The organism is Dehalococcoidia bacterium, from assembly GCA_035310145.1.
In the GTDB taxonomy this organism is placed as follows: Bacteria; Chloroflexota; Dehalococcoidia; order CAUJGQ01; family CAUJGQ01; genus CALFMN01.
Window position 1 is genome coordinate 90,083 of sequence record DATGEL010000044.1, and the last position, 17,747, is coordinate 107,829.

Below are 17,747 nucleotides of genomic sequence, written 5' to 3' on the forward strand. Positions count from 1 at the left end.
TGCGGCATTACCAGTTGCGGATGTAGCCTTCCTCGTACCCGAACGTGTCCCAGAACGGGATCGGCTTCGGCTCGTCCGCCGCTCAGTCCGGCCGCGGCACGCCGAACTCGTTGTGCAGGTAGTCGGCCAGGTCATTGCCGTAGTGAATGATGTCGGTCTGCATCACCGAGAACACCGGGTTGCCAGCCTCGGCGGGCGTGTCGGGCATGAAGCGTGCACGCACGATGGCGTATGCAGTGTTGCGGTCCCGCGGCGCCGATCCCCAGCCCTCGTACCATGTCCGGCACTGCCACGGCACCAGCTCCCGCTCTTGCTTGTCATTCATGGCAAAGTAGTCGTAACCGTCGATGTCGCCCCAGATGCCTTCAAAAACCCAGCGTCGTTCGTCGTCCAACTCCTTGGCGGTAATGTTGCGCCAGTCCGGAAAGTCGGGATGCACAGGCAGCATGAATTGCAGGAACGAGCGCAAGTCCAGCGGGCGGTCTCCTCCCGTGGTAATACGGCTTTGAAGACAGCGGAGGCGCTCGCAACAGGCTCTCCCGCACCATCTCGAGATAGTCGAGCGGCTGTTCTCCGGCCATCGGTACGCCTTCGGCGGTTCGCGCCGCGGGCGTGCGGCGGCGCGTGGCATGGTCAGTGCGGGCTGAGCGCGGCGGCGGCGATCAGCTCGCCGGCCGGCTCGCCGGGCTCCGCCGGACCAAGCGTGCGGCGCAACGGCCGCTCTTTCATCAGCAGCGCCAGCGCCAGCGCCACGGCGATCAGCGCCAGCGCCAGCGCAAACACCCGCCGGATCGCTTCCGAGATCGCCGAGCGTTGCGCGTCGCGCGCGTTTGCCAGGTGCGTGCTGCCGTCGGGCTGCGCCAGCAACTCGGCCTGCACCTTCGCGTACGCGGCGGGATCGAGCGCCAGCGTCGGATCCTCGAAGCGGGCTAACGTCTCGGCCGCGACCGCGGCGCGCGTCTGCGCCGGCACGTGCTGGCGGAACTGCGCCTGGAACGTGGTCGTGAGCAGCACGCCGAAGAGCGCCGTGCCGATCACGGCGCCGATCTGCATGAAGAACTGCCGTGCACTCGTCGCCACACCCAGGTACGCGTGCGAGACCGCATTCTGGATCACGACGGAGAGCGTCGGCATCACCAGGCCGCCGCCGAGGCCGAGCAGCACCACGAACAGGCTGAGCTGCCAGGTCGGCGTGGTGGGCGAGAGCGTCAGCATCAGCCCCATCGCGCCGACCATCATCACGCTGCCGCTGATGGTCAGCGGCTTGTACCGGCCGGTGCGCGAGAGCAGTTGCCCGCCGACGATGCTGGTCACGAGCAGGCCGAGCGACTGCGGCGTCGTGATCAGCCCCGAGGCGGTGGCCGACTCGTCGAGCGCGACTTGCAGGAAGGTGGGCAGGTAGGGAATCGCGCCCATCATCGCGAAGCCGGTACAGAGCACCATCAGGTTGCCGAGCAGAAACTCGCGGTTGCGGAAGAGGTGGAAGGGGATGATCGGCGCCGGGTGGCGCAGCTCCTGCGCGACGAAGGCGGCGCCGAAGGCGGCGGCGCCGGCGAAGAGGGCCAGCGTCGGCGCGCTCGCCCAGCCGTACTCCGTGCCGGACCACGCCAGCGCCAGCAGGCCGCAGCTCGTGCTGAGGGAAAGCAGCGCCGCGCCGATGAAGTCGATCTGCGGCCGGCGGCTGCTGCGCACGAGCGGCAGGTTGCGCCAGATGGCCGGGAACGCCACGGCGCCCACGGGCACGTTGATGAAGAACACCCAGCGCCAGCCGGCGTGGTCCGTGAGCAGCCCGCCGATCGCCGGACCGAGCACGCTCGCCAGGCTGAAGGTGCCCGTGAACAGCCCCATGTACTTGCCGCGCTCGGCCGGCGCGAAGATGTCGCCGACGGTAGCGAAGATGCTCGCGAAGACCGCGCCGCCGCCGATGCCTTGCAGGCCGCGGCAGGCGATCAGCACGGCCATGTTCGGCGCGGCGCCGCAGCCGGCCGAGGCGATGAGAAAGATGACCATGCCCGCAAGCAGGAACGGCTTGCGGCCGTAGATGTCCGAGAGCTTGCCGACCAGCGGCCCGACGACGGTCGAGGTGAGCATGTAGGTCGTGAAGACCCACGACAGCAGTGAGAAGCCGCCGAGGTTGGCGACGATCTTCGGCGCCGCCGTCGCCATGATCGTCTGGTCGAGCGCGCCCATGAACATGGCGCTCATCAGGCTGATCAGCAGTAGCCAGCGCTGGCGCCGGTCGAGCGTCTCGCCCAGCGGCCGTTCGTCCAGGGCCATCATCGGCCGATCCCCCGGAGGTGCGCCGATCCACGCACTGAATCGCAGTGTACCGCGTTGGATAGGGGGTGCGGCAACCGCTCCGACGCCCCACCCGTCGCCGCGGATTCCGCGTTCGACATCGCGACATGGCGGTCTCCATGTTGGCGCCTCCGCACCGGCCGTCGAGCGGAGAACGGGTGCACCAGCCGGACGGCCATACCGTTCGGCAGCCGCACGCCCCTGCTGCCTGGAACTGAAATTAGAGGAGTGCCCGCAGCCGCGCCGCCGCCTCGTGCGGCTTCTCGTCCGCCGCCAGGTCGTGCGCCTCGTGCACGGCGTCGCGCAGGGCGAGCAGGCGCTCGCGCGGCAGCACGGCGCCGTCGCCGCGCTCCAGTGCGATGTCCAGCAGCCGCCAGACCGCGTCCAGCTCCGACTCGCGGTAGACGCAGTGCTCGAACGAGTTCGAGACGTCGAGGTGCGCGACCAGGTTGCGCAGCGTCGCCTCGCCGTAGTCCTCGACCGGGATCACGTGGGACGGGTTCGGTTGAGTGGTCATTGCACCGGCACCGTAAGCATGTTTTTGACCGTCTCTTCGTAGGAAACGTCGCGCTTGAGCATCATCGAGGCGGAGCGCACGCGGAAGGCTTCCGGCCGCTGCACGGCCGCCGGGCCGCGGCCCTCGCGCTGCAGCTCGCGCGCCTCGCGCAGCAGCAGGCGCCGCGCGGCGATGATCGCCGTGTCGCTCGTGCCCAGATGCTCCTGGCTGCGGTCCACCACGGGACCCATCGCCTCCTGCACCGCCGAGTCCTGCTCGCTCACGCCCTCAATGCCGGTGTAGCTGTCCTGCTTCTGCTTCGCCCGGTCGATCAGGTACTCGTTGCGGGCGTTGCGGATCGGCAGAAAGGTCTTCTGGTCCACGCCGGCGTGGATGCTGTTGCCGGACTGCAGGTCCGCCAACTCCTTCTCCGTCAGCGGCCGGCCCGGCAGCCAGGAGACGCTGAAGTTCCAGCAGTGCGCGTCGTCGATCGGCGTCCAGAAGTGGCCGTTGTAGGGCGCATCCACGTTCATCGGGCCGGGGATGATCGTCGCCGTGGGCAAGAGGAACTGCGTGATCCGCCAGTAGTAGCTGTCGGCCTCGGCGTCGCGGCGGGCGCCGATTAAGAGGCCATAGTCCGTGCGGTTCACGGTGAAGCGCGGCGCCTTGTCGCGCCACATGTAGGCCGATTGCAGCCCGAGCGTCGAGGAGACGTGTGTCTCGGCGCTGGGCGTGCTGTGCAGAAACGAGACGTGGCTTGAGTCGATGCCGCCCTCGACGGCCTGCAGGTAGTTGCTCTCCTGCAGCCGCTTGGAGACGAAGCGTTGGTTCTCGGGCACCACCGCCCACTCGAACTCCGGCAGCGGCGGCAAGGCGCCGCCGGCCGCGCGCGGGCCGAGGTAGGCCCAGATCAGGCCGCCCCACGCGCGCGCCGGGTAAGCCGTGGTGAAGACACGCTCTTTAAACCCGTACTCCGGCGGCTCGTTGGGCATGTCGATGCAGTGCCCTTCGATATCGAACTTCCAGCCGTGGTAGACGCAGCGCAGGCCGCACTCCTCGTTGCGGCCCCAGTAGAGGCTGGTGCGCCGGTGCGGGCAGAACTCGTCCAGCAGCCCGAAGCGGTCCTGCGAGTCGCGGAAGGCGACCAGCTCCTCGCCCATCAGCCTGACGCGCACGGGCGGGCAGTCCGCCTGCGGCAGCTCGCCGGCGAGCAGCACCGGCTGCCAGTAGCGGCGCAGGTACTCGCCCATCGGCCTGCCGCGGTTCGTGTGCGTCAGCAGCTCGTTCTCTTCACGGGTCAGCATCGGCGGCGCTCCGTGCGTGCAGGATGAACGCCGTTATCTTACCGCGTTCCGGCGCCGGTGCCGGCACTTGCCCACGCCTACGCTCCCGCGGTCCGCCGCGCGTTCGCCTGCTCGACGCCGCGCAGCACGGCCACGAGCGTCTCAAGGCTTGGCGTGGAGAGGCCGTGCGCCGCGGCCCGCGCCAGGGCGTCGCCGGCCGTGTCCTCTAGCTCGGTCGGGCGGCCGGCGATCACGTCCTGCGCGAGCGATGGATAGAGCACGAGGCCGGCGGCCCGCTGCCGCTCGCCCATCAGGGCCAGGCCGGCCACAACTTCGTCTTCGCTCCAGACATGGCCGGGCGCGATGCGCTGTGCCGGCGGTCCGCCGCCCAGGTCGGGAAAGGTGGCCGGCAGCTCCCACAGCGGGAAGCCTTCCGCCTCCGCCACGGCGGCGACTTCCAGCACGACGCGGGCGCCGAGCCGCAGCAGCGCCGGATCCTCGGTCAGGGTGCCCACGTCGAGCCGTGTAAGCGCACAAACCAGCGAGGTGCGCAGATAGCCCGCGAGCTTGTACCACTCGCGCGAAACGACATCCGGCACACAGATCACGGGCAGACCGGCTCCGGTCATGGCCGTGGCAAAGCTTTCGCCGCGCGGGGAGGGCCCACCTTCCAGCTCCCCCACCTGCGAGGCGCCCGAGAGCGTGTGCGAGACGACGCCGGGCCGCTGCAACTGCGCCCCGATATAGGCCACCGCGCCCAGAACGCGCTCGCGGCCGAAGACGGTGCACAAGGCCGCATCCTTGCGCACGCCGTTCTGCAGCGACAACACGCAACCGACATCTACGCCGGTGAGCGGGGCCAACGCGGCCTGCGTGTCGCGCGTCTTCACGCAGACGATCAGGTAATCGAACGAACCGAGCCGGTTCGCCTCTGCCGCGACGCGCACGGGCGCGCTGAACTCGGCCAGACCGGTGATCTGCGCCTGAGGGCCGGCAAACGCGGCGGCCTGCGCCGGCTTCACGAACAGCGTGACCTCGTGGCCGGCGCGGGCAAGGTAGCCCGCGACCACGGTGCCCAGCCCGCCGCCGCCGAGAACGAGCACGCGCATGCCGCCTCCCTTCTCCTTTCCCTTCCCTCTCATTGTGGCGTATCGTCCAGCCCGATGCAGGGAGGGCGCTATGCTGCCATGGAGAAATCGGCCTCATCGACGTCGCGAGGACAGCGCATGCACGCGCCGCTGGCCGAGCTGTTGCGCTACAACAGGTGGGCCGTTTTGACCCTGCTCGACGCCTGCCAGGCACTCGGCGAGGCCCGGCTCGACGCGCGTCCGCAGGGGATCTCCGGCTCGGTGCGCGAGCTGCTGCACATCGTCGGCGGGCAGCAGACGTTCGTGCTGCGCACGCGCGGACGCCGGCATGAGGGCGAGCTGAATCGGGGCAGCCCCTGGCCCGGCTTCGCCGTCCTGCGTGGGGTCGCCGTGCGCAGCAGCGACGAGTTGATCGCCGTCGCCGAGGAGCTGGTACAGGACAGCGAGCTGCGCTTGCCGTGGCGAGGCCGCGAGTACCGCTACCCGAAGTCGTGCTTCCTTGTGCACGCCGTCCAGCACGGCGTCGAGCACCGCACCGAGGTCAAGCTCGCGCCGGCGCAGCTCGGCGTGCAGACGCCGGACCTCGACGCCTGGTTTTACGCTGAGGCGATGGGCTTCGGCACTGCGGTCTGAACGGAGTCTACCGGCGGTGCCGACGCAGTCGTTCTGCGGGCGGCAGCGTCAGGCGCCGCGCCGCAGCGCCCGGCCGGGCCGGGCATGCGTGTGCTCGCCGTCGCGCGCCACGCAGACGCCGTTCACGTACACGGCGCGAATGCCCGTGGGATGGCGCCGCGGCTCCTCGTAGGTCGCGGTGTCGGCGATCGTGCGCGGGTCGAAGACGACGAGGTCGGCGAAGGAGCCGGGCGCGAGGCTGCCGCGGCCCGCCAGCTTGAACTTCCGCGCGGGCATGCCCGTCATCTTGTGAATCGCGGTGGCCAGGTCTAGCACGCCCTCATCGCGGGTGTAGCGGCCCAGCACGCGCGCGAAGCAGCCGAAGAGACGCGGATGCGGCTTCTTGCCCGCGGGCACGCCGTCCGAGCCGATCATGGTGGTCGGATGCGTCATCACCGTGCGCACGTCGGCCTCGTCCATCATGAACAGCACGACGAACGCGCTCTGGCCCTCTTCCTCCAGAATGCGCGCCGCCGCGTCCTCAACCGGCAGGTCCATTTGTTCCGCGATCTGCGCCAGCGTCTGCCCCTCCCATTCGGGGTGCTTCGGCGCGGCGGCGAAGAGCACATCTTCGGCGCGGACGCGGCCAATGCCGCCCGCCTCGGGATCGCCGTCCTTGCGAAAATTACCGTTCTGCACCACGGCGAAGAAGGCGGTGCTGCCGGCCGTGTAGGGGTACTGATCGGCGGTCACGTCGAGGCCGCGCGCCCGCGCCGCCTCGATCAGCGCGATCGACTCGCGCACCTTGCCGGCGTTCTCGGCACCGGACACCTTGTGGTGCGAGATCTGCACCGGCACACCGGCCTCTTCGCCAATGCGGATCGCCTCGCGCACCGAGTCGAGCAGTCCTGCCGCCTCATTGCGCATGTGCGTCGCGTACAGTCCGCCGCCAGTCCCCAGCTCGCGCGCCAGTGCGATGATCTCCTCCGTCGGCGTATAGCGGCCGGGCTCGTAGATCAGGCCGGTAGAGAGGCCGACGCAGCCCGCGTCGCGGCCCTCGCGCACCAGCTCCTGCATCCGCGCGACTTCGGCGGCCGTGGCAGGCCGATTCTCGACGCCCATTACGGAGCGGCGAATCGTGCCCTGCCCCATCAGTACCGCGACGTTCAGGCTCGGCGGCTGCTCGTCCAGCCGGCGCAGATAGCCGCCGAAGCCATCCCACGGCACCGGCTGTGCGCCGGGCGCAAAGTCGCGCCAGGCGGCGATCGCGGCCGGAAACGGCGCCACGCCAACGCCGCAGTTGCCGACGATATCGCTGGTCACGCCCTGCAGCACTTTGCAGGCGAAGTCGGGGTCGAGCAGCACGGCCATGTCGTCGTGCGCATGCACGTCGATAAAGCCGGGAGAGACGGCCAGACCGCTGGCGTCCAGCTCGTTCGCCGCGCGCTCGCGCACCACGCCCACGCCAGCGATGCGATCGCCGCGCACGGCCACGTCGGCAGCGACGCCGGGCGCGCCACTGCCGTCGTACACCGTGCCGCCACGGATCACCAGGTCGATCGGTTCGTTTGCTTGCATCGCTGCCTCCAGCCTGGCAGAGACTTCGATCGGCATTTCCGCCCCATAGTACCGCGTGCCCGACCACCGAACGCATCGGCACGCATCGTGATCGCTTGCCGTGCCTCGGGCGCGCTCCTATACTTGCGGCCATCGACCGCGGGCGATGATCGCGCCGCTATGTGAGCAGCCGAAACGAGGCCGGCGAGATGAGCGAAGAGAACTACTGGACGCGACGTATGATACGGCGCCTCTCGCGCCGGCGAGTACTCGCCGGCGGCGTGGCAGCGGGCGCAGCGTGGATCGCCGCGGCCTGTGGCGGCGGCTCCAATAATAGGGGCGGCGCGGCCACGGCGACCAAAGCGGCGGGCGCCGCTAGCGGTACTGCCGCCGGCACCGCAGCGGCGAGTGCGGCCGCTTCAGCGCAGGCCGGCCAGGCCGGCGCGAAGCAGCCGAAGAAGGGCGGCACGCTGAAGTGGGGCATCGAGGCGGACGTGGCGTCGCTCGATCCGGTCTGGACGACGGCTACCGTTACCTCGGAGATGGCGCTCAATCTCTACGACCAGCTCTTCATCTGGGACGCGAACCAGAAGCCGCAGCCGGTGCTGGTCAAAGATTACGCGATCAGCCCGGACAACCTCACCTACACCTTCAATCTGCGTCAGGAGGCGACCTTCGATGGCGGCAGGCCGATCCTCGCCGCCGACGTCGTGCCGTCGGTCCTGCGCTGGAGCAAGAACCAGGCGTCCGGCATCTCCATGTTCAAGGTCGTCAATAGCTGGGAGGCGAAGGACGATCACACCGTCGTCCTGGAATTGAAAGAGCCGTATAGCCTCGTGATCGACTCGTTCTCCACGGGCTTCGGCGCGCCGTTCATCATGACGAAGGAGGCGGCGAGCACCGCGCCGGACCAGCGCGTGGACGACGTGACCGCCTCCGGCCCGTTCAAGCTGCAGGAGTGGACGAAGGGCAGCCGCCTTGTCCTGAAACGGCGGGACGACTACAAAAGCCCGCCCGGCACACCGAGCAACCTTGCCGGTGCCCGCACGGTGTATCTCGACTCGGTGGAGATTCCGATCATTCCCGATCAAAACAGCCGCCTTTCAGCGCTGCAGGCCGGCACGATCGACCTGATGACACAGCCGCTCAGCGACTACTACGACCAGCTCAAGGGCGATCCGAACGTCTCGATCCTGGTCAACGGCCTCGGCTCGTACAACGTCGTGTTGCTGAATAATACGCGGCCGCCGTTCAACAACCCGCTGGCGCGGCAAGCCGTGCTTGCAGCCACGGACATCGACAAGTTCATGACGGCCGGCTGGGGCAAGAACCTGTGGAAGCCTTGCCCGGCGATCTTCCTCTGCGGGTCGCCGAACGAGAGCAAGGCCAGTATCGACCAGTACAACCGCAAGGATCTGACGAAGGCGAAGCAGCTCTTCCAGCAGTTGCAGCAGTCCGGCGGCTACGACGGGCGGCCGATCACGCTGCTGGCGAACACGACCTATACCTGGATGCTGAACGAGAGCCAGGTGACGAAGCAGATGCTGGAGAGCATCGGCTTCAAGGTCGATTATCAGACACCGGACTGGGCCACCGCAGTCAGCATCCGCCCGAGCAAAGATAAGTGGGATCTGTTCCACACGGGCGGCGTGCACGGCCCCGGCGGCAACGATCCGCTGCGCTCACTGCCGCTCAACCCAACCTGGTTCGGCTGGTATCAGAGCGCGGAGATGGACGACCTCAAGCACCAGTACGGTCTCGCCACCACGCCGGACCAGCAGAAACAGGTGCTGGATAAGGTGCAGACCCTCTGGTACAAGGACGTGCCTGACCTGCTGCTCGGCGTGGCGCAGTTCTACGACGCCTTCCATACCTACGTGAAGGGGTATAACAACTCACCCAACCAGACGAGCTTCTGGAACGTCTGGCTGGACAGGTAGAAGAGGCACGAGCCGATGGTGAAGTATATCGGCCAGCGGCTCGTGGCCGCGGTGCCCGTGCTGGTAGTGGTCGTGATCGCCGCCTTCGCCCTGCTGCATGTCGCACCCGGCGACCCGGCAGCGCTGATCGCCGGTGACAACGCGACGCCCACGCAGATCCATGAGCTGCACCGCAAGCTTGGCCTCGACCAGCCGCTGTATATGCAGCTCGGCATCTGGGTGAAGAACCTGGCGCACGGCGACTTCGGCAAGTCGATCTTTTCCGGCGAGACCCTGACGAAGCTCGTGGGCCAGCGCATCCAGCCCACGCTCGCGCTTGCGATCCTGGGTGAGCTGATCGCGATCTGCATCGGCGTGCCGCTGGGCGTGCTGGCGGCGCGCCGGCGCAACTCCTGGCTGGATCGCGGCGTGATGATCTTCGCCGTGCTCGGCTTCGCCATGCCCTCGTTCTGGCTGGGCTACAACCTGATCTTTCTCTTCTCGCTGGACGTGCACTGGCTGCCGCCGACCGGTTATCGGCCGATCTCGGCCGGCATCGGGCCGTTCCTAAAGTACCTGATTCTGCCGTCGCTCACGCTGGGCTTCGGCGTGGCGGCGCTGATCGCGCGCATGACACGCGCCACTATGCTCGAAGTGCTGCGCCAGGACTACGTGCGCACGGCGCGGGCCAAGGGGCTGCGCGAGCAGGCGGTGCTCGTGCGGCACGCGGCGAAAAACGCCGCGATTCCGGTGCTGACGGTGATCGGCCTCAGCGTCGCCTACGTGCTCAGCGGCTCGGTGATCATCGAAACCGTCTTCTCGATTCCGGGCATGGGCCGTCTCTTCGCCGAGGCCGCAATCAACCGCGACTATCCGATCGTGCAGGGAACGATCCTCGTCACCGGGGTGCTGTTCGTGCTGGTGAACCTGCTCGTCGATCTCTCCTACGTGCTCTTCGACCCGCGGATCCGGTACTACTCGTGAGCGCCAACGTCGCCGACACGATCCTGCTCGGCGGGCGGAGCGAGCGGCTGGCAGGCGCCGACCGTTCACGCTGGGCGGCCGCGGCGCGGCTGGCGCGGCGCAACCCAACCGCCGCCGCGGGTCTCGGCGTGCTGCTGCTGCTGCTGGCGCTTGCCCTGCTCGCACCGCTGGTTGCGCCTTACCAACCGAACGCGCTTAACCCGGTCGTCCGCCTGCAAAAACCGAGCGCCGCCCACCTCTTCGGCACGGATAGCATCGGCCAGGACGTGCTCAGCCGCGCGATCTACGGCGCCCGCGTCTCGCTTAGCGTCGGCTTCACGGTGTCGGCGATTTCGGCGCTGCTCGGCACGCTGATCGGCGCCTGCGCTGGCTTCTTCCGCGCAGTCGACCTGGTGTTGATGCGGATCATGGACGGCCTCATGGCTTTTCCGGGCCTGCTGCTGGCGTTGGCGCTGATCGCGATCGTCGGCCCGCACCTCTGGGCGGTGATCCTCGTGCTCGGCGCCGTCCAGACGCCCGGCACGGCGCGGTTGATGCGTGCCTCGGTGCTTAGCCTGCGCGAAAACCTCTACGTCGAGGCGGCGCGCGCGATCGGCGTGAACGAGCGCCGCATGATCTGGCGCTACATCCTGCCGAACGCCCTGGCGCCGTTGCTGGTGCAGGCCACCTTCAGCTTCGCGAGCGCCGTGCTCTCCGAGGCGGCGCTGAGCTTTCTGGGCACCGGCATCCCGCCAACCACGCCCAGCTGGGGCAACATCATCGGCCAGGGCCGCGCGGTGATTCAGCAGGCGCCGTGGTTGAGCATCTACCCGGGGCTACTGATCGTGATGACCGTGCTGGCGATGAGCGTCCTCGGCGACGGCCTGCGCGACACGCTCGATCCGACGTTGTCGCGGCAGATGTGAGCGCCCGGTTGCCCGCTGCTACTTGCCCTTCTGCACCTTCTGCAGATGGCTGAGGCCGGCCTTGGCGAGGGCGATCGTGGCCTTGTCGTTGCCGCGCGTGGCGCCGGCGCGGGTGATGCCGGAGATGGCCGTAACGGTGATGTCGTCCACCAGCACGATGCAGCGCGTGACGCCGATCTTCTGCCCGCCGTCGGTCGTGAAGGTGCCGCCGGCGCAGGCCACGGGCTTGCCGAAGCCGCCGGGCTTCGTGTCGGGCTGGCTTTCCAGGTCGTCGAACAGGGCCCTGGCGTCGCTGGCCGTCGGGAAGAACGTGTAATAGAGGAGATCCACGTCGTCCGGGCCGTGCACGCCGACATCGACCGCCGCCACGGCGCCGTGCTGCTGCTCGGTGTTGCTGGGCGTGCCCGCGGCCGGCTGCGCGTTGGAAAAACCGGACGGCAGCTCCTTGCCGTCGAAGCGGGTCTCGAGCAACGGCTGGTAGAGCGCCGGCGCGGTGCGGGTCGGTGCCGGCGCCTGCGTTGGCGCCGTCTGGGTTGGCTGCGCCTGCGTCGGGCCAGCCGAGGCGCTCGGCCTGGGCTGCTGCGGCGGCGGCGTAGTGCCGGGGCAACCGAGCGTCAGCAGCGCCCGGCCGGCGGCGGCCACGTCGAGGCGGTGCTTGCTTACGTTGTTTCGCCTGTCCACGATCTGCGGGCCGCTCGAAGTCAGGGCTTTTTCGATGTTGTCCGCCGAGGCGCCCTTGCATTTCGAGACGATCGCCGCCACGGCGCCGGCCGCGTGCGGCGTAGCCTGCGAGGTGCCCGACTCGGTGATCCCCGCGGCGGTGATGCGGCTGCCGGGCGCCAGCAGGCCGAGAGTCGGCCCGGACTGCGAGAAGCAGGCGACCAGGTCGGCCTTCGTCGCCTGGTCGCCGCAGTCGCCGAAGTCGGTGCGGCCGATGTCGGCCACGTACACGGCGCCGACGCTGACCGCACCCGGCGCGCAGGCCGGCTTCTCAATGCCGTTGACGAAAGCGCCGCTGGCCATCGCGTCGTTGCCGGCCGCCACCAACGGCAGGATGCCGGCGCGGCGCAGTTGCTCGTAGGCGCCGGTCAGCGGCGACTCGCTGCACGGCGTCGTGTGATAGTCCCGCGAGGCGCCGACGCTCATGTTGACCGAGACGATGTTGTACTGGGCACGGTGCTGCATCACCCAGTCCAGCCCCGCCAGCTCCAGCGATGAGCTGGTGTGACCGCTGTCGAAGATGTCCAGCGAGACGATCTTCGCCCCCGGCGCCACCGCGGCGACGATGCCGGCCACGTTGGTGCCGTGCATGCCCTGCGCGTCAGAGTCGGTGCGGCCGTCGTCCGGAGCGATGTGCTGGAAGACGGCCACGCGGCAGGCCGCCGGCTGACCGGGCGCCGAGCAGCTAAAGGCGTCGCGGCGGAAGTCCACGCCGGTGTCGAGGATCGCGACGGCCGTCCCCTCGCCGGTGAAGCCGGCGGCGGCGGCGGCGGGCTGGTCGATCAGTGCCAGGCTCACGCTCAGCGGCGGGCGCGGATTCGACTGCTCTGCCTCGTCAGTGCCGCGTACACGGTCCGCGAGCGCGGCGCCGCCGGCGCCTGGCCGGCCCGGCACGCCGGAGATCGGCGTGGGCGCGGCGTACTGCTCGTTCGCGGTCACGCCGGCGACCTCGGGACGCTTCAACAGCGAGAGCAAAGTCTCGCCGCTGGTGAAGTGCACGAGCACGGAGCCGAAGCTCTTGAAGTTCTGCACGATGCTGGCCGTGCCGGGGTAGAGCGCCACGATCTGCTGCTTGATCTGGTCGTACTGCGTCGTGCGCAGGTCGGCGAGCTGCTGGTCGCTGACGTTGACGCCGATCACGGCCGCGGCCTGCTTCAGGCGCTGCGTCACCACGTCTTCGTTGAGCACGACGATGCCGTCGGCGGCGCCCTTGGCGACCAGCTCGTCCAGCACGGACTTGTCGAGCTTGCCCTGGCCGACGAGTTGCTGGAGGTCCTGCAAGACCTGGCCGCCGGGCGGCGCGCCCGGCTTCGCAGTTGGAGTCGGCGTTGGCGACTTCGCCTTCTTGCCGCCGCAGGCGGCCACGGCGAGCGGCAGCAGCACGGCGATCAGGCAGAGCAATACGGCGCGGCGCCGGGCCGGCCGGAGCGGGGCGATCATGAAGCGAACCTCTACCGAGACGAGCGCGGCCCGTTGCGGTCAACGAATCCGCAACGCCGTGATTTTCAGTCGCCGCTATGCTACGCGCCGCCGCGCTGCTTTGCCACACTTTTGTTCGATGCTCAAAACGGCCGTGCGCGCCATGCGCCGATCCGGCAGCAGTTCAGCAGATCAAATGACCTCTGCCCGCCGCAGCGCCTCGATCTGCGGCCAGTCGTAGCCGAGATCCAGCAGCACGGTCTCCGTGTCCATGCCCAGCTCCGGGGCCGAGCGCAGCGGCGGCGGCGGCGTGGCGGAGAGGTGAATGGGAATGCCGGCGCTGCGCAGCGTGCCCAGGTTCGGGTGCTCGATCGTCGTCAGGTAGCCGTTGGCCAGCGCTTGTTCGCTCGCTTCCACGGCGCGGTAGTCGTTGACGGGACCGCAGGGCACGTCCTCCGTGATCAGCCGCGCCAGCCAGTCGGCGACCGCGCGCGTGGCGAAGATCGCTTCCAGCAGCTCTTCCAGCCCGGCGGCGTTGCGGTCACGGTCCCACGGCCCGGCAAAGCGCGGATCGTGCTCCAGGTCAGGCTTCCCAAGCGCCCGGCAGAGCCGCGGCCACATCTTCGGGTCCACGGCGGCGATCGCCAGCCAGCCGTCGGCGCAGCGGTAGTGGCTATACGTGGGGCTGCGGCGCCAGCGGGCGCGGCCCTGCTTGCCGGTGCGCAGGTAACGCATCAACTGTCGCCCCTGAAAGGCGAGCATCGAGCCGAACAGCGAGACTTCGACCTTCTGCCCCATGCCGGTCTGTTGCCGCGCGTACAGCGCCGAGACGATGCCGAGGGCGAAGAGCATGGCGCTGATCTCGTCGGCGGCGCCGGGCAGCGCCGGCTGCGGCGGCTCGTGGCCCGGCCCGCCCGCCTGCTCGACCATCAGCCCGCTCACGGCCTGCGCGATGTGATCGTACCCGGGCCGCTCCCGCTCCGGCCCGCGCGGACCGAACGCCGAGGCCGCGGCGTAGATCAGCCGCGGATTGAGCGGGCGCAGCGCTTCGTAGCCGCAGCCCAGCCGCTCCATCACGCCGGGTCGGAAATTCTCGGCCAGCCCATCCATATGCGGCACGAGCCTGTGCACGATCTCGCGCGCTTCCGGCCGGCGCAGGTCCAGCGTGATCGAGCGCTTGCCGCGGTTGTAGGTTTCGAAATACGCAGAGAAGCCCTCGGCGTCGCGCTCCATCTGCCGGCCCAGCTCGCCGTCCAGGCGTGGCTCGACCTTGAGCACGTCCGCGCCGAGGTCGGCCAGCAGCGAGGTCGCGTACGGCCCCTGCTGGTAGCGCGTGAAGTCGAGCACACGGACGCCGGCCAGCGGTCCGCCTTCCGTTTCCGGCACCTCTTCCCCCGTCGCGCGCGGCGATTGCGCCAGGGCGCCGGCCCGACCCGCGGCCGGCGAAGGCGCTCGTGGTGCGAACCGCGCCATACTGTGCTGACAGCATTTTGAGCAGGGGGAGATCGATGGGCAAGCTCGACGGGCGTGTGGCCGTAGTCACCGGCGGAGCGCGCGGCCTGGGTGCGGCCGCGGCGCTGCGCCTCGCCGCGGAAGGAGCGCGGATCGGCGTGCTCGACCTGCGCGAGGCGGACGACACCCGCGGCCGCATCCAGGCGGCCGGCGGCGCCTGCGAGACGTTTCGCTGCGACACGACGGACGAGTCGCAGGTCGCGGCGGCGATCGAGGGTGTGCACGGCCGGCTGGGGGCGCTCGACATCCTCGTCAACAACGCCGGCATCCTGCAGCCGCGCGCCGTTTCGCTGGAGATGAGCAAGGCCGAGGTCGAGCGGTATGTCGCGGTCAACTACGTCGGCTACTTCGTCGTGACCAAGGCGGCCTACCCGCTGCTGAAGCAGAGCCAGCACGCCCGCATCATCAACGTCGCCTCGCGCACGTACTTCCTGGCGAACGCCGGACAGATGGCCTACGTGGCGAGCAAGGGCGCCGTGCTGGGGATGACGCGCGTGCTGGCGCGCGAGCTGGGGGCCGACAACATCTGCGTGAACGCGGTGATGCCCGGACAGATCGCCACCGAGGGCACGCGCGCGTACACAGACGAAGAGACGTTCAACCGCACGATGCAGAACCAGTCGATCAAGAAGCGCGGCACGCCCGAGCACCTTGCCGGCCTGATCGCCTTCCTCGCCAGCGACGACGCCGAGCTGATCACCGGTCAGACGATCCTCTGCGACGGTGGCGCGTATCTGCACTGAGCGAGAGCCTGGGCTGGCACCGGCCCGTGCCTCGGCCCGATGTCACTGCCGCGGCATGAGCGGCAGGGTGATGTGCGAGGGATGGGTGGCGTCGTGCCAGACCGTCTGGCGGGCGGGGATCAGCTCGGTCTCGGTTGCGATCGGCCGGCCGGTGTTGGGGTTGCGGTCGAAGCGCGGGAAGTTGCTGGAGCTGATCTCCAGCCGCAGGCGGTGGCCCGGCAGGAAGACGTGGCTGGTTGACCACAGGTCGATCGTGAAGGCGTAAACCTGGCCGGGGCGGATCAGCGCCGGCTCGGTGGCCGAGTCGCGGTAGCGGGCGCGGATGATGCCGTCCTGGATGTTGTGCGCGTAGCCGTTCGGGCGCACGTCCACGAGCTTGGCGGTGAAGTCCGTGTCGTACGCCGAGGACGAGGCGTAGAGCGTTACCGAGATCGGCCCGCTCACCTCCAGCGGATCGCGCAGCGCCTCCGAGCTGTAGACCAGCACATCGGGCCGCGCCTCGACCGGCCGCTGGTCGAAGACGCCGAGCGGCACGATCAGCGTCGAGCCGCCCAGCGTCGGTACGGGGTCGTCGGGATCGTAAACGTACGCGTCGGCCGGCTCGCTCGCCGGCGGCTCGGGGCTGAGCACGCCGTCCCCGGAGGCCGAGTTGGCCCCGCCGCGGCTGTGCAGATACCAGGGCGTGAACTGCGCCGCCGGCGGCGGCCAGGCCGTCGCCGTCTGCCAGCGGTTCTCGCCCATGGTGAAGAAGCGCACCGGCGGCCCGTCCATCGCGCCGTTCTGCTCGCCCTTCAGCCAGTGATCGAACCAGCGGCGCTGCTCCTCCAGCAGGTCGATCGCCGCGGCCGGGCCGAAGTCGATCTCGCCGGTGCCCTTCGAGGTCGGCTGTGTGTACGGAAAGAGATGGCCCCACGGCCCCATCAGCAGCTTCTGCGCTCTGCGCGCCCGCGGCGTGCCGGCCGCCGTGATGCCGCTGAAGTTGTTCCAGGTGCCCTCCTGGAAGATGTCGTACCAGGAACCCATGTGGTAGATCGGCACGTCCACCTGCTGATACCGGCGGCGCAGGTTGACCCGCCACCAGTACGGCCCGTCGTCGGCGTGCGCCAGGTAGTCGGCGAAGTAGGGTGCAATCGCTTTCAAGCGCTCGGCCCAGTCGCTCAGCGGCAGATGCCGGTACCACTGCGGCGTGAGCGGGCGGGCGAAGTTGAGCGCCGGATCGACGTAGCCGTCCAGCTCGTCGAGCGCCGCCTGACCCAGCCCACGCCGCTCGGCGGTGTTACGGCCCTTGAAGATGGCGTAGCTGACCATCCAGCCGAACTCGAAGGCGCCGCCGCTGTGGTAGACCCAGCTCTGGTGGAAGTCGGAGGAAGCCGAGATCGGCGCCATCGCCTTGAGATGCGGCGGCGCCTTCGGCGCAAGCACGTGCTGATCTGCAGCCAGGTACGACTGCCCGATCGTGCCGATCTCGCCCGTGGACCAGGGCTGCGCGGCGGACCATTCGATCGTGTCGTAGCCATCGTCGCCCTCGTTCACGATCGGGTAGTAGTCGCCCTCCGAACCGAAGCGGCCGCGGCAGTCCTGCGCCACGACGGCGTAGCCGTTTCGCACCCAGTACGCCGCGCCCGCGCCCGCGCCGCCGCGCCCGTACGGCGTGCGCGAGACGAGCACCGGAAAGCACCCCGCCTTCGCCGGCCGGTAGACATCGGCCTGCAAGCGCACGCCGTCGCGCATCGGCACCCAGACATCGCGATCGACGGCGCCTTCGAACGTGGCCGGCTGCACCATGCTCGGCCTCCTCTTCGTTCCAGCCGGCGGCGCTGGCACGGCCCTTCGGCCCTCACCTCATCTCACTTGCCCTCTCCCAATCCTGGGAGAGGGGCAATCCGGCGGAGCTGGATCGGGGCGGCGTCGGGTCACCCAGTTCACGTTGGCCCGCATCCCCGCAGATGCCTGCTAACCCGACACAGCCCTGGACCTTCCTCCTCCCGATCGCCCCTCTCCTTCTCTCCATCATTGGGAGAAGGAGAGGGGAGGGGGTGAGGTTGAGGGCCCGCCCAGCCCTATGATGCCAGCGCCACGCGCTCCCGCCGCGCCACTTCCGCCCGCACGATCGGCAGCAGGTCGCGGCCGTACTCGATCGCGTCGGGCAGGGGATCGAAGCCACGGATCAACAAGGTCGTGACGCCGAGGTCGTAGTAGGCGAGCAGCGAC

General features: G+C 69.2%; 15 protein-coding genes. 5 read left to right on the top strand and 10 right to left on the bottom strand.

The window, feature by feature from the left end; all coding sequences use genetic code 11:
* Positions 1-82: 82 nt before the first annotated feature.
* From VKV26_09380 to VKV26_09400, 5 genes are all read right to left on the bottom strand, one after another.
* Positions 83-469: a hypothetical protein gene (locus VKV26_09380; GenBank protein HLZ70101.1), complete on the bottom strand. Its 387-nt coding sequence runs from the start codon at positions 467-469 to the stop codon at positions 83-85.
* A 164-nt stretch (positions 470-633) separates the two neighbouring features.
* Complete coding sequence (locus tag VKV26_09385) at positions 634-2,280, bottom strand: MDR family MFS transporter (GenBank protein ID HLZ70102.1); 1,647 nt, start codon at positions 2,278-2,280, stop codon at positions 634-636.
* A 238-nt stretch (positions 2,281-2,518) separates the two neighbouring features.
* Entirely contained in the window at positions 2,519-2,815 is a 297-nt protein-coding gene (locus tag VKV26_09390) for a hypothetical protein (protein ID HLZ70103.1), read from the bottom strand.
* Positions 2,812-4,098, bottom strand: a complete 1,287-nt coding sequence (locus VKV26_09395; GenBank protein ID HLZ70104.1) for a Rieske 2Fe-2S domain-containing protein — start codon at positions 4,096-4,098, stop codon at positions 2,812-2,814. Before VKV26_09395 ends, VKV26_09390 begins: the two co-directional genes overlap by 4 nt.
* 77 nt (positions 4,099-4,175) lie before the next feature.
* Entirely contained in the window at positions 4,176-5,186 is a 1,011-nt protein-coding gene (locus tag VKV26_09400) for a 2-dehydropantoate 2-reductase (protein HLZ70105.1), read from the bottom strand.
* 117 nt (positions 5,187-5,303) lie between these two features.
* Between VKV26_09400 and VKV26_09405 the strand changes: the two genes are divergently transcribed.
* Entirely contained in the window at positions 5,304-5,798 is a 495-nt protein-coding gene (locus VKV26_09405) for a DinB family protein (protein ID HLZ70106.1), read from the top strand.
* A gap of 48 nt (positions 5,799-5,846) precedes the next feature.
* Here VKV26_09405 and VKV26_09410 read toward each other — a convergent pair whose 3' ends face one another.
* A complete protein-coding gene (locus tag VKV26_09410; protein ID HLZ70107.1) occupies positions 5,847-7,355 on the bottom strand; it encodes a D-aminoacylase in 1,509 nt (502 codons plus the stop codon).
* A 188-nt stretch (positions 7,356-7,543) separates the two neighbouring features.
* On the opposite strand from VKV26_09410, the gene VKV26_09415 reads away from it, so the two are divergent.
* The 3 genes from VKV26_09415 to VKV26_09425 are packed head-to-tail and all read left to right on the top strand — an operon-like array spanning position 7,544 to position 11,142.
* The gene (locus tag VKV26_09415) at positions 7,544-9,274 is read left to right on the top strand and encodes an ABC transporter substrate-binding protein (GenBank protein ID HLZ70108.1); all 1,731 of its coding nucleotides are present in this window, start codon (positions 7,544-7,546) and stop codon (positions 9,272-9,274) included.
* Positions 9,275-9,289: 15 nt separating this feature from the next.
* Positions 9,290-10,237 carry an ABC transporter permease gene (locus tag VKV26_09420; protein HLZ70109.1) on the top strand — a complete coding sequence of 316 codons (948 nt, stop codon included), beginning with the start codon at positions 9,290-9,292 and terminating at the stop codon, positions 10,235-10,237.
* Positions 10,234-11,142 (top strand): ABC transporter permease, encoded by a 909-nt coding sequence (locus VKV26_09425; protein ID HLZ70110.1) that lies wholly within the window; start codon positions 10,234-10,236, stop codon positions 11,140-11,142. Before VKV26_09420 ends, VKV26_09425 begins: the two co-directional genes overlap by 4 nt.
* Positions 11,143-11,160: 18 nt before the next feature.
* Here VKV26_09425 and VKV26_09430 read toward each other — a convergent pair whose 3' ends face one another.
* On the bottom strand, positions 11,161-13,302 hold the full coding sequence (locus VKV26_09430) for a S8 family serine peptidase (protein ID HLZ70111.1): 2,142 nt from the start codon (positions 13,300-13,302) through the stop codon (positions 11,161-11,163).
* A 171-nt stretch (positions 13,303-13,473) separates the two neighbouring features.
* A complete protein-coding gene (locus VKV26_09435; protein ID HLZ70112.1) occupies positions 13,474-14,667 on the bottom strand; it encodes a CoA transferase in 1,194 nt (397 codons plus the stop codon).
* A gap of 122 nt (positions 14,668-14,789) precedes the next feature.
* Here VKV26_09435 and VKV26_09440 point away from each other — a divergent pair, with 122 nt between their 5' ends.
* Positions 14,790-15,536: an SDR family NAD(P)-dependent oxidoreductase gene (locus tag VKV26_09440; GenBank protein HLZ70113.1), complete on the top strand. Its 747-nt coding sequence runs from the start codon at positions 14,790-14,792 to the stop codon at positions 15,534-15,536.
* Positions 15,537-15,578: 42 nt separating this feature from the next.
* Here the strand turns inward: VKV26_09440 and VKV26_09445 are convergent, their stop codons facing one another.
* Together VKV26_09445 and VKV26_09450 are read right to left on the bottom strand one after the other, a co-directional pair.
* Positions 15,579-17,321, bottom strand: coding sequence for a CocE/NonD family hydrolase (locus VKV26_09445; GenBank protein ID HLZ70114.1), 1,743 nt, complete (start codon positions 17,319-17,321; stop codon positions 15,579-15,581).
* A gap of 275 nt (positions 17,322-17,596) precedes the next feature.
* On the bottom strand, positions 17,597-17,747 hold a 151-nt coding region (locus tag VKV26_09450; protein ID HLZ70115.1), incomplete at its 5' end, for an alkanesulfonate monooxygenase.

What these genes read in the sequence shown, in the direction of transcription:
- VKV26_09385 (HLZ70102.1), bottom strand. Translation starts at nt 2,280, where the DNA reads ATGATGGCCCTGGACGAACGGCCGCTGGGCGAGACGCTCGACCGGCGC.
- VKV26_09390 (HLZ70103.1), bottom strand. Translation starts at nt 2,815, where the DNA reads ATGACCACTCAACCGAACCCGTCCCACGTGATCCCGGTCGAGGACTAC.
- VKV26_09395 (HLZ70104.1), bottom strand. Translation starts at nt 4,098, where the DNA reads ATGCTGACCCGTGAAGAGAACGAGCTGCTGACGCACACGAACCGCGGC.
- VKV26_09400 (HLZ70105.1), bottom strand. Translation starts at nt 5,186, where the DNA reads ATGCGCGTGCTCGTTCTCGGCGGCGGCGGGCTGGGCACCGTGGTCGCG.
- VKV26_09405 (HLZ70106.1), top strand. Translation starts at nt 5,304, where the DNA reads ATGCACGCGCCGCTGGCCGAGCTGTTGCGCTACAACAGGTGGGCCGTT.
- VKV26_09410 (HLZ70107.1), bottom strand. Translation starts at nt 7,355, where the DNA reads ATGCAAGCAAACGAACCGATCGACCTGGTGATCCGTGGCGGCACGGTG.
- VKV26_09415 (HLZ70108.1), top strand. Translation starts at nt 7,544, where the DNA reads ATGAGCGAAGAGAACTACTGGACGCGACGTATGATACGGCGCCTCTCG.
- VKV26_09420 (HLZ70109.1), top strand. Translation starts at nt 9,290, where the DNA reads ATGGTGAAGTATATCGGCCAGCGGCTCGTGGCCGCGGTGCCCGTGCTG.
- VKV26_09430 (HLZ70111.1), bottom strand. Translation starts at nt 13,302, where the DNA reads ATGATCGCCCCGCTCCGGCCGGCCCGGCGCCGCGCCGTATTGCTCTGC.
- VKV26_09440 (HLZ70113.1), top strand. Translation starts at nt 14,790, where the DNA reads ATGGGCAAGCTCGACGGGCGTGTGGCCGTAGTCACCGGCGGAGCGCGC.
- VKV26_09445 (HLZ70114.1), bottom strand. Translation starts at nt 17,321, where the DNA reads ATGGTGCAGCCGGCCACGTTCGAAGGCGCCGTCGATCGCGATGTCTGG.